The following is an 11356-nucleotide window of genomic DNA, read 5'->3' as shown; positions in this document are numbered from 1 at the left end:
CTAGAAGCCGTCCAGATCGTCGGCCAGCACCACCTGCCCGTCATATTGCGCCTGAATTTCCGTCAGGGCGCTTTCGATCGGTGCGCCGTAATGCAGGATATGCGTCAGGACCAGAAGCCCAGGCTGCGCCTCGGCGGCGATCCTGGCCAGCTCGGCCGTGGTCGTGTGGGCATGGTTGTGATAATCCTGCCAGAATTCCGGCAGCGCGTTCAGGCCTTCGGTGCTGATGACCTCGTGGACGAGGATATCGGCACCCTTGGCCATGCGGATCACCTCGTCGGATTCATTTGTATCGCCCGAAATCACGATCACCTTGTCGGGCGTCGTGATCCGATAGCCGAATGACGGGCTGATATCGCCATGCGGAACCGAAAACGCCTCGATCGTGACATCGCCATCGGTCACCGTGAAGGGGCCGTCATGTTCGGTAACCGCGACCTTGTAATTCTCGGGCTTGTCGACCGGTTGATTGCCGTCGATCCGCAGGCGGGTGTCGATCTGCAGCATCTGGTAATAGCCGTCGGCCACCGCCTGTGTCCCGGTCGGGCCATGAACCGTCATCTGGTTGTCGCGCCGCCACCACAGCGTTCCGGCCAGTTCCGGGAAATCCATGATGTGATCGCTGTGCATATGGGTCAGGAACAGGTGGTCCACCACCGTTGGAAACAGCGCTTCGCGGCCCTTCGGTTCCTTAGGCGCCGCCACCCCCGACACGCCGCTGGCCTTGATCATGTTCTGCACGACCCCGCCGCCGATATCGAACAGATAGGCACGACCATCATGGATGACCGCCGCGCCCGAACCCGCGCGATCGCCATCGGCGACCGGCGTGCCGGTGCCAAGGATGACAAGTTCGGTTTCGGCAAGGGCCGAGCCCGCAAGACCCAACAACAGCGCCGCCCCCGTCAGCAGCGTTTTCATGTTCTTCATCGCGCGCTCCTCCTATGGCGATTGAAACGGTTATCTTGGGGCAGCCAGACGGATCGCCTCGTCGATCACGTCGCGGTCGCCGATATGGTTGATCAGCAGCAGAACCAGACGCGACCAGGCCTGAAGGCTTTCGCCCTCGCTCAGCCCGTCATGCAGGCCGATCAGACGCTCATAGATATCGTCGTGGCCCGACAGGTTCGGTGCGGTGTTCAGACTAGCCATGAAGCCCCCCTTGCGCGCGCAGCAATGCGGATTGGATCGCGTCACGGCCCGGCCGCCGCCACCGCGCCGCGACATAATGATCAGGACGGATCAGCGCGGCGTTGCCGGATGACAGACCCAGCCGGTCGGCCGCAAGCCCGCTGACCGCGATCACCTGCACCCCGTCCGGCACCGCGCCCGACCACTCGCAGGTCAGCAACACGAACCCCTGCCCCAGCGCGTCCAGCAGCCAGCCACCGTCATGCGGCGCGTCCAACACGGGTGCACCCGGCGCGACACCGCCGTCCCAATCATCACTGTCGGGCGTCGAGAGCGGGCTGTCAGGATAGCTGACCGGCGTCGACAATCGGCCCGAATTCACGAAGGGCCGCGCAAAGGCGTGATCCTGCGCCAGTTGCAGAACCGCATCCCGCAGCGCCTGACTGGCCGTCGATTTCGGCGTCAGGAAATCGGTCGAACGGGACGAATTCAGGATATTCTCATCCGCCGTCACGATCGCCTCGTGGTCATAGCTGTCGATCAACCGCGCGTCGGCCTGGCCCCTCAGCACCAGATCCAGCTTCCAGCCCAGATTGTCGATATCGGCGAACCCGCCATTGCAGCCCCGCGCCCCGAAGGGCGACACCAGATGCGCGCTGTCACCGGCAAAGATCACCCGGCCATGCACGAAACGCGCCATGCGACGACACTGGAACGTATAGACCGAATACCATTCGCGCTGAAATTCGACGCCCTCGCCCAGCATGGCCCGGACGAAGGGTTCGACTTTTTCGGGCCGGGTCGCGGCGTCACGGTCGATATCCCAGCCCAGCTGGAAATCCAGCCGCCAGACATCATCGGGCTGGCGATGCATCAGGGCCGATTTGCCCGGATTGAAGGGCGGATCGAACCAGAACCAGCGTTCGGGCGGCATGTCATGCCCGGTCATGCGGATATCGGCGATCAGGAAATTATCCTCGAACACCCGGCCTTCGAAATCCAGCCCCATGCAGTCGCGCACGGTGGAACGCGCTCCGTCGCAGGCGACCACCCATTCGGTCGTCAGGCTGTAATCGCCATCGGCGGCGCTGACCCGCAACTGGACGCCGCCGTCCTGCGGCGTGACCGCGGTCACCTGATGGCCCCAGCGGATCTGGACATCGGGCAGATCCAGCAACGCATCCAGCAGATATTCCTCGATATAGTATTGCTGGATATTCACGAAGCCGGGGCGCTTCTGATCCTTCACCGGCAGCATGTCGAACTGATAGACCGGCTGATCGCCCGCCCCCCAGAACACCTTGCCCAGGTTCCAGGTCACGCCCTTGGCAATTGCGCGGTCGCCCACGCCAAGCCGATCCAGAATATCCAGCGAACGTTTGGAAAAGCAGATCGCCTTGGAACAATGCGCGATGAAGTCCAGCCGCGTCAGCACCGTCACCGGATGACCGCGCCGCCCCAGATCCAGTGCCATGGCAAGGCCCACAGGCCCCGCCCCGACCACGGTGACCCGCGCCTTGTCCCGTGACATTCCGGCAGCCGGAACCGACCCGATCTCTCGATAGATCGGGATACCTTCGACATTCGCCATGATGGCGTCTCCTCCCTTCGGTGGCGATCAGTCCTGAAGCTGAGCCCAGACCTCGCGGTCACGCTCGGCGGTCCAGATCCGGGGATGCTCGATCCCGTCGAACTCGTCCCACAGACGCTGCACATCGAAAGGCAGGCAATGTTCGAAGATCGGCCAGGCGCCGAATTCGGGCGCAAGTGCGTCGCGCGTCGCCTCGAAGGCCTGTTTCAGATTGCCGCCGGCCTTGTGAACGCGGCCGACATTCTCGATCATGCCGTTCAGGAATTTGCGCGTCTGTTCGACCGCCGCGTCGGTTTCGGCGACACCGCGCGAGACCGGCCCGCGCCCGCCGATCAGATATTCGGCCTGATAGGCCTTCACATTGTCCAGCGTCTTGCCGGCCCAGTCAAAGTGATAGGCATCGCCGGTGTACAGCGCGGCCTTGGATTCGACCAGATCGCCCGCGAAAAGGGTGCGCGTCTTGCCATGCCAGACCGCGACATCGCCCCCGGTATGACCGCGCCCCAGAAAGCGCAGTTCCAGCTTGCCGCGATCGCCGCCCAGATCAATATCATAGTCGGTGGCAAAGGTGATGGTGGGCCAGGTCAGGCCGGGCACCTCTTCGGCATTCTTGGCAAGGCGCGGCATCCGGCCGAATTCGCTTTTCCAGTCCTGCTCGCCGCGTTCTTCAACCAGATCGCGGCTGGCCTCGGACATGATGATATCTTGCGCATCAAATGCACTGGCGCCCAGCACCCGCACAGCATGGTAATGCGTCAGGACCAGATAGCGCACCGGCTTGTCTGTCTGTTCGCGCAACACCTTCAGCCATTCGCGCGAGGCGGCAGGCGTGGCACGGGATTCGATGGCGACAACGAAATCCTCGCCCTCGACCGCGCCGACATTTGGATCGCCTTCGGCGGTCAGCGCATAGACGCCATCCCCCAGAATCTCCAGCGTGTCGGTCTTGGCGGTTGTATCGGCGGATGAGGCAAAGGGCTTGGCCATGATCTCTCCCAGAATTGTCCTGTGGCGTCGGAATCATTTCTATTGAAACGATCTACCCGCGTATGTCATCAGAACTATGGACATCAGGGGGGATGGTGATGCAGGGGTCCGGTCTGATCGATCCGGCGCGCGCGGCGGCCTTGTTGCAGGCCCGCGATCCGGCGCTGTTTTCGCAACGCCTGCTGGATGCGGCCCATAGCGCGGCGGGGGTCGAGGAACTGTTCGCCTACCGCGCGGGCGACGGTGCGCCACGCACGCTAGCGTCTTCCAGCGATCTGGATGATGTCGCCGAACGCGCGGCCGCCTATGCCAAACGCTTTCATCACAGTGATCCGGCTGTGGCCGCGCGACTGGCCGCGCCGACCGGGTCGGGCTTTCTGTGCCGGATTCCGGCCGATGCAATCGAACTGGCCGCCTATCGCAAACTGTGCTTCGAGCGGCCGCGCTTCTCCGAAAAGATCTGCTTTGGCTGGCGCTTCGCCGATCACGATCTGGTCGTCACCTTCTATCATCGCCATCGCGACGCGGATGTGGACATGGCACAGTTGGGTGCGCTGGCGCAGCTTGCGATTACCGGCCTGACCCAGATCCAGCAGCAGGAAACCGCCCTGCCCCCGGTCTCGCGGATCGAGTCACGCTTGGCGCAGACCCATGTGATTTTGACGCCACGCGAAAGACAGGTCTGCGCCCGGACGCTGACCGGGCTGACGGCGGATCAGATCGCGGGCGAACTGGGTCTGTCTGCCGCCACGGTGCTGACCTATCGGCAGCGGGCCTATCAAAAGCTGGGCGTCTCGCGGGCCAGCCAGCTGATGGCGTCAATCCTGGGCTAGGCGCATCCAGAATGCGGTTTGTATTGAGGGAATCGTCCAAGACCTCGGCTTCGTCATATCCGCATCAAACGACCGAAATGCGGACTACTGCGATGCCAGGGTCCACGCGTCTGGCGACGGTCTTCAAACGCGACAAAAGATGGGTGCGCAGATAGGTCGCATGAAAGCGCGACGGCGACAGAAGCTCTAGGCAGCCTTCTTCGACGGTGCCCTGTTTCAGATTGGCGAACCAGGCTTCAAATGTCGCCGGATCCTCATCGGCAAGCTTGACGCAAATCTGCCCCCACAGGTCGGATGCCGCCACGTTGGGACGCCGGAACGGAACGACCGTGTTGGGTGTCGGCGCTTGGTCCGGTTCAAGCCTCTCGACGAAATCGGTGCCGATATTGATCCATTCGGCGCGGGTATCCAGCATGATGCGTTCAAGGTTCAGGCCCAGTATCGCCACCCTGCCCCGCGCGCCCTGACGCTTGACCTCGATCCAGCCTAGCTGGCGCAGCCTTGCCATGTCCCGCTTTACCGTGCGTTCATCGACACACCACAGGCGGGCAATCTCTCGTTGACCGATCGCAAGCTCGTTGCGCTGCCAGTTATAACGTGCAGTGATCAGTGACATCAGCCGCATGACGAGGCGCTGCCGGTTCTGGTCACCGGCCATTGCATGCGCCATCATCGCAGACAAAATATCATATTTCTTCGCCGCCGCCTCTCGGCCGACGGGACGGATCACCTGCATCACTGCTCCTGCCTGCCGAACGTTGTCGGCCATATGTCCTGACGCCGCTTGGGCGGCTTTTCTGCTCGGGGTGGTGATCGATCTATGTCGGCGCTGCTTCGAGAATCGCTTGGCAACGCTTTTCACCAACCTGACCCCATTTGCGTCCTGAGCGACGATTCTGTCAAGGCGTTAAGCATTGTAGCATCCGGATCACCCGAATTCAGATTCAAAAATCGGTATCTATGGTATTGGGTGACATCCAAGGCGTCCCCTAATCCGCGCGTGATGTCCCCTATTTTGCGCCTGTCATGGCCGGAACGTCCCCCAATTGAGGTGCTTCGGTCCAGTCTCGACATGTCCGGCGGGCGATTCGCGATTCGCGGCCGATATGCCGCCATCTCCCATGACTGGCGAGGATCTGGCGATTAAAAACGCCTTTTGCCAAAAGGTCAAATTAGGCGTAAAAGCGGAAACAGCAGTAATCAACGTCCTTCAATTCAGGCAATTCATGTATACTCACGAAGACCTCGCCCGGCTGCAGACACAGTCCCTGAAGATGCAGGGGTGGATCCGGCGGCAGACGTTCAGCCCCGACAATCAGAAATCGCTGCGCCGCTTCTCGTCCTGGGAAGTGTCCGAGCTGATCTTCCGCATCAACCAGTCTACCTTCAGGGGCAAGCTGGCCGCCGACCCGAACCTTCCCCTCGGGGAAGTCGAAGAGGATGGCCGCCAGCGCTGGTTCAGTCTTGAAGAGATCAACGAGCTGCGCCGGCGCGTACGCGTGGGCAAGCGGTCGCTGATGCCGCCGCGACCAAAAGGGCGGCGTGCCTTTCGTGCGGCCATTGCCAATTTCAAGGGTGGCGCGGGCAAGTCGACCGTCGCGCTGCATTTTGCCCATGCCGCCGCGCTGGACGGCTATCGCGTCCTTGTCGTTGACTTCGACCCGCAGGCAACACTTAGCCACAGCATGGGTCTGACCGATGTCGGCGAGGATCACACCGTCTGGGGCATCATGGCCCGCGATCTTGAACGTGAGACCGACCGCATGAATGCTGCCATCGCCGGGGCGGAAAGCGGCACCACCCTGCCCCAGCGCAAGCTGCCTGCGTCGATCCGCGACATGGGTCTGGGCATGCTGCGTCCGTCTGACTTTATCAAGCCCACCGCCTGGCCGACCATTGATATCGTGCCCAGCTGTGCCAACGCGGCCTTCGTGGAGTTTGCAAGCGCGCAGTACCGGCATCTGAATCCTGAATGGACGTTCTTCGGCGCGGTGTCCCGCTTCCTGGATGCGCTGCCGGATGAGGATTACGACCTGATCCTGTTCGATTGCCCCCCTGCGATCGGCTATCAGTCGATGAACGCGGTCTTTGCGGCCGACATGCTGTATGTGCCGTCCGGCCCCGGTTACTGGGAATACGACTCGACCACCAGCTTTATCGGGCAGCTCGCAGAGGCGCTGGAGGATCTGTCGCACGGGTTCGAAAACTTCCCCACGGGGAAGATCACCTTGCCGAAGGTCTTTTATGACATTCGCTTTCTGATGACACGGTTCGAGCCTTCGAATGAGTTGCATCAGGCGATGCTGGGGGCGTTCCGTCAGGTCTTTGCAGAGCGTATGGCCGAGCATCCTATCGAACTGACCCGCGCGGTCGAGCAATCGGGCCGCTTTCTCAGCTCGATCTACGAGATCGATTACCGTGAAATGACGCGCAATACGTGGCGCCGCGCACGCGCGACCTTCGACCAGGCCTATGAGGAATTTCGTGGCCACGTCCTGACCGCGTGGGAGCAGATCGAGGAGAGCGAGGCATGAGTCGCAAGCGCCGCATGTTCGATATCGAGATCCCCGAGGATGATGGGGAGGCAGTCTTCCCCGCGGGGAAGACTGAAGACACGCCGCCGCAACCCGAGCCGCGCCGGGGGCCGATGGCGACCGCGATCGCCGAGACGGCGGAATCGACCCGTGATCGTGCGCGGATCGAGGCGCAGATCCGTGCCGAAAACGATGCGTTGGCCCAAGAGCATGTCCGGCTGAAACGGGCAGGGCTGATCACGGACATGATCCCGCTGGACGCAATCGACACGAACAAGTTGATCCGCGATCGGGCATCGGGTGCCGATTACGAACTGGCAGAGCTTATCGCATCGATCCGCGAGATCGGCCTGTCGAATCCTATCCGGGTCGAGCCGTCGGGCGATGGTCGGTACGAATTGATCCAGGGTTGGCGCCGCCTGTCGGCCTATCGCCAACTGCTGGAAGAGACCGGTGACAAGGACGCGTGGGGCATGATCCCGGCGGGCCTGTCCGCGCGCGGTGACGAGCTTGAGCAGCTTTATCGTCGCATGGTGGATGAGAATATGGTCCGCAAGGACATCTCGTTCGCCGAGATGGCGCAGCTTGCGGTGCATTACGCCATGGACCCGCTGACCGAGGAAAACGATCCCGAAAAGGCGGTGGCCATCCTGTTCCGGTCGGCGGGCTATCAGAAGCGCAGCTATATCCGTAACTTCATCCGGCTGGTCGAAACCCTGGGCGAAACGCTGTTGTATCCGCAAGAGATTCCGCGCGCCTTGGGGCTGGCCCTGTCGCAGCGGTTGGAAGAGGTTGAGGGTCTGGCGGCGGCGATCCGCACAGAGCTGAAGGATTGGGATAGCCGGTCGATCAAGGATGAGCTGGATGTGCTGCGCCGCTATGCGGGGCAGGGGGATGATGATCTGGGCCAGCCGGCGCCGAAGAAAAAGGCATCTGGCCCCGTGCCCGCGGGCAAGGCCAAGACGACCTTTCAGTTGGCTCGACCGCAGGGCAGCGCGAAATGCGTGGCCGCCAATGGTCGGTTGGAAATCCGCCTGCCGCGCGACTTTTCGACCGTGGATCGCCGCCGGTTGGAGGCTGCCGTTGCGGCCATGCTGGACCAGATCGAATGACCTTCCCCACGGGGAAGGTCACCCTGCAAAGGCGGCAGGCTTGACGGGCGGGATGTATGGTATTACTTTGGTATTACCACTCAGGAGGCAAGCATGCGTATCACGACCAAAGGGCAGGTGACGATCCCGCAAAGCGTTCGAGATCTGGCCGGGTTTCAACCCGGCACAGAGGTCGAGTTCGTCATCGGCGATGATGGCATCGTGCGTGTGCTGGCGGCGGGGCAGGGCGACGACCAGAAGGCCCGCCGCATGGATGCGGCCATTGCCCGCCTGCGCGGCAGCGCCGATACCGGACTGTCCACGGATGAGATCATGGCCCTGACCCGTCAATGACGCCGGTGCTGGTCGACGCCAATATCCTGATCGATATCGCCACCGCCGACCCGCAATGGTCGGCGTGGTCGTCTGATACGCTGGCCGAGCTGGGGCAGGGCGCGCGGCTGGTCATCAACCCGCTGATCTATGCCGAGCTGTCGATCGCCCATAGCCGCATCGAAATGCTGGAAGCGGTCCTGCCCGAAGATGTCTTTCACCGCGAGCCGTTGCCCTGGCCTGCTGCGTTTCTGGCGGGCAAGGCGTTTCTGGCCTATCGTCGGCGGGGCGGTGCCCGACGCTCGCCCCTGCCGGATTTCTATATCGGCGCCCATGCCGCGATCCGCGGTTATCGACTGCTGACGCGCGATGCCGCGCGCTATCGCACCTATTTCCCGAAATTGCAGGTCATCGCCCCGGACTGATCTGTCATGAAAGGGTCACGCGCGCGTTACCGGACCGTCGCAACTGCTGCCTAGCTTTCGCTGGATTTTTTACCAGTAGGAGCCTGTCATGACCCTGCGCATGATGTCCGCCGTCTCGGCCTTTGCCCTGTTGACCAGTCCCGCACTGGCCGACAGCTTCAATCGTATCGCCAGTTTTCCGGTCATCGCAAATATGGCCGAGGGCGAAGATAGCGTCCGCGAAAGCTCGGCCGAGATCATTTCGGCCTCGCAAGACGGGATGACGGTGATCTATACCGACAGCCCGCTTGGTGTGTTGGGGCTGGTCGATCTGACAGATCCGGCGAACCCGCAACCCAAGGGGAATGTCGCGCTGAATGGCGAGCCGACGACCGCGCATATCATCGGCAACCGGGCCTTCGTGGGGGTGAACACCTCGGACAGCTATACCGATCCGTCGGGGCGTCTGGCAGTGATCGATCTGGACAGCGGCGAGGAAGTGGCATCATGTGATCTGGGTGGCCAGCCGGATTCGGTGGCCGTGGCCCCCGATCACAGCTTTCTGGCCGTCGCCATCGAGAATGAGCGCGACGAGGATCTGGGCGATGGCGGTCTGCCGCAGATGCCCGCGGGCTTTGTCGTCACCATCCCGGTTTCGGGTGAGGACGCCGATTGCGCCAAGATGGCAAGGATCGACCTGACCGGGCTGGCCGAGGTCGGTGGCGAGGATCCCGAACCCGAATTCGTCGATATCAACGATGCGGGAGAGATCGTGGTCACGCTGCAGGAAAACAACCATATCGTCGTGATCGGCGCCGATGGTCAGGTGGCGTCGCATTTTTCGGCCGGGGTGGTGACGTTGCAGGACGTTGATACCGCGCGTGACGGGAAACTGGACTTCAGTTCCGAAATCACCGATGCGCCGCGTGAACCCGATGGGGTCAAGTGGATCGACAGCGATCACTTTGCGATCGCCAACGAGGGCGACTGGAAGGGTGGCAGCCGCGGGTTCACCATCTTCCGCAAGGACGGCACGTTGGTCTACGAATCCGGGGCGACGCTGGAACATGCGATCATCGAGATCGGGCACTATCCCGAAAAGCGGTCGAAATCGAAAGGTGTCGAGATAGAAAGCGTCGATTTCGCCCGCTATGGCGACACGCCCTATCTGTTCGCCGTGTCCGAACGTGCTTCGGTGATTGGGGTCTATGATCTGACCGATCCCGCCGCGCCGGATCTGGTGCAGCTTTTGCCTTCGGGGATCAGCCCGGAAGGGACCGTGGCGATCCCGTCGCGCAACCTGCTGGTGACCGCCAACGAGGCTGATCTGGGCGAGGACGGAGCCGCCCGTGCGCATGTCATGGTTTATGAACTGACGCAGGATGCGCCGGCCTATCCGATGCTGACCTCGGCGGGGGCGGACAGGCTGATCGGTTGGGGCGCGCTGGGGGCGCTGACGGCGGTTGACGATCAGCCGGGGCAGTTGGTTGCCGCATCCGACAGCGTCTATTCGTCGATGCCGTCGCTGTATCATATCGACGCCACCCAGACACCCGCGCGGATCACCGCCCAGACCGTCATCACCCGCGACGGTGCGGCGGCGCAAAAGCTGGATATCGAGGGCGTGACGACCGATGGCGAGGGTGGTTTCTGGCTGGCGATCGAAGGCAATGCCGCCAAGCTGGTGCCGCATGCCCTGATCCATGTCGATGGCAGCGGCGAAATTCAGGACGAAATCGCCTTGCCGGACGAGCTGTTGGCCCACCAGCGCCGCTTTGGGGCCGAGGGGATTGCCCGGATCGGCAACCGTCTGTGGATCGCCATGCAGCGCGAATGGGGCGACGATCCGAAGGGTCAGGTCAAGCTGCTGGCCTATGATCTGGACAGCGGCGAATGGGGCGCCGTCCGCTATCCGCTGGAGGCTGCGGAAACCGGTTGGGTCGGTCTGTCCGAAATCGCGGTGCAGGGCGATCATGCCTATATCATCGAACGCGACAACCAGATCGGCGATGCCGCCCGCCTGAAGAAGATCTTTCGCGTCGCGATCAGCGACTTGCAGCCCGCCGCCCTTGACGGAGATCTGCCCGTCGTCGCCAAGGAAGAGGTGCGCGACCTGATCCCCGACCTGAAATCGCTGACCAACGGATATGTCGTCGACAAGGTCGAGGGGCTGGCCTTCGACGCCGCGGGCGATGCCTGGATCGTCACCGACAATGACGGCGTGGATGACAGCAGCGGCGAGACGCTGTTCTGGTCGCCGGGCAAGCTGTAACCCGCAGCCTTTTCGAGTGTTTCGGGGTCGCCTGCGGGCGGCCCCTTTCTGCGTCCCGGTGCGCCTCAATCCTTGCGTGTATCGTGACCGGTGGGCTTGCCCCGACCACAAAACAGTCGCCTGCCTGTCATGGTGCTGTCATGGTTCTCACAGAGGAACATGTGATCCCGTCCCGCGGAC

The 11356-nt window shown here is 62.4% G+C and carries 11 protein-coding genes; 6 read left to right on the top strand and 5 right to left on the bottom strand.

Annotated elements, in window-relative coordinates:
• Genes BMX67_RS08320 through BMX67_RS08305 form a run of 4 tightly spaced genes read right to left on the bottom strand, consistent with a single transcriptional unit; the run spans position 1 to position 3709 of the window.
• On the bottom strand, positions 1-930 hold the full coding sequence (locus tag BMX67_RS08320) for an MBL fold metallo-hydrolase (RefSeq protein ID WP_217645813.1): 930 nt from the start codon (positions 928-930) through the stop codon (positions 1-3).
• A 30-nt stretch (positions 931-960) separates the two neighbouring features.
• Complete coding sequence (locus BMX67_RS08315; RefSeq protein ID WP_090733991.1) at positions 961-1152, bottom strand: DUF2783 domain-containing protein; 192 nt, start codon at positions 1150-1152, stop codon at positions 961-963.
• Entirely contained in the window at positions 1145-2722 is a 1578-nt protein-coding gene (locus tag BMX67_RS08310; protein ID WP_090733990.1) for an FAD-dependent oxidoreductase, read from the bottom strand. Before BMX67_RS08310 ends, BMX67_RS08315 begins: the two co-directional genes overlap by 8 nt.
• A gap of 27 nt (positions 2723-2749) precedes the next feature.
• Positions 2750-3709, bottom strand: a complete 960-nt coding sequence (locus BMX67_RS08305) for an MBL fold metallo-hydrolase (RefSeq protein ID WP_175479852.1) — start codon at positions 3707-3709, stop codon at positions 2750-2752.
• A gap of 98 nt (positions 3710-3807) precedes the next feature.
• Here BMX67_RS08305 and BMX67_RS08300 point away from each other — a divergent pair, with 98 nt between their 5' ends.
• Positions 3808-4542: a helix-turn-helix transcriptional regulator gene (locus BMX67_RS08300; RefSeq protein WP_090734068.1), complete on the top strand. Its 735-nt coding sequence runs from the start codon at positions 3808-3810 to the stop codon at positions 4540-4542.
• Positions 4543-4606: 64 nt separating this feature from the next.
• On the opposite strand, the gene BMX67_RS08295 is transcribed toward BMX67_RS08300, so the two are convergent.
• Positions 4607-5404, bottom strand: a complete 798-nt coding sequence (locus BMX67_RS08295; RefSeq protein WP_342707912.1) for a DnaA N-terminal domain-containing protein — start codon at positions 5402-5404, stop codon at positions 4607-4609.
• A 364-nt stretch (positions 5405-5768) separates the two neighbouring features.
• Between BMX67_RS08295 and BMX67_RS08290 the strand changes: the two genes are divergently transcribed.
• From BMX67_RS08290 to BMX67_RS08270, 5 genes are all read left to right on the top strand, one after another.
• Entirely contained in the window at positions 5769-7076 is a 1308-nt protein-coding gene (locus BMX67_RS08290; protein ID WP_090733985.1) for an AAA family ATPase, read from the top strand.
• A complete protein-coding gene (locus BMX67_RS08285; RefSeq protein WP_090733984.1) occupies positions 7073-8188 on the top strand; it encodes a ParB/RepB/Spo0J family partition protein in 1116 nt (371 codons plus the stop codon). Before BMX67_RS08290 ends, BMX67_RS08285 begins: the two co-directional genes overlap by 4 nt.
• A 93-nt stretch (positions 8189-8281) precedes the next feature.
• Positions 8282-8521 carry an AbrB/MazE/SpoVT family DNA-binding domain-containing protein gene (locus BMX67_RS08280; protein WP_090733982.1) on the top strand — a complete coding sequence of 80 codons (240 nt, stop codon included), beginning with the start codon at positions 8282-8284 and terminating at the stop codon, positions 8519-8521.
• Positions 8518-8925, top strand: coding sequence for a type II toxin-antitoxin system VapC family toxin (locus tag BMX67_RS08275; protein WP_090733981.1), 408 nt, complete (start codon positions 8518-8520; stop codon positions 8923-8925). Before BMX67_RS08280 ends, BMX67_RS08275 begins: the two co-directional genes overlap by 4 nt.
• An 88-nt stretch (positions 8926-9013) precedes the next feature.
• Positions 9014-11176: an esterase-like activity of phytase family protein gene (locus BMX67_RS08270; protein ID WP_090733979.1), complete on the top strand. Its 2163-nt coding sequence runs from the start codon at positions 9014-9016 to the stop codon at positions 11174-11176.
• Positions 11177-11356 lie beyond the last annotated feature (180 nt).

Source organism: Paracoccus homiensis, from assembly GCF_900111675.1.
Lineage (GTDB): Bacteria > Pseudomonadota > Alphaproteobacteria > Rhodobacterales > Rhodobacteraceae > Paracoccus > Paracoccus homiensis.
This window is presented reverse-complemented; position numbering and strand designations above follow the sequence as displayed.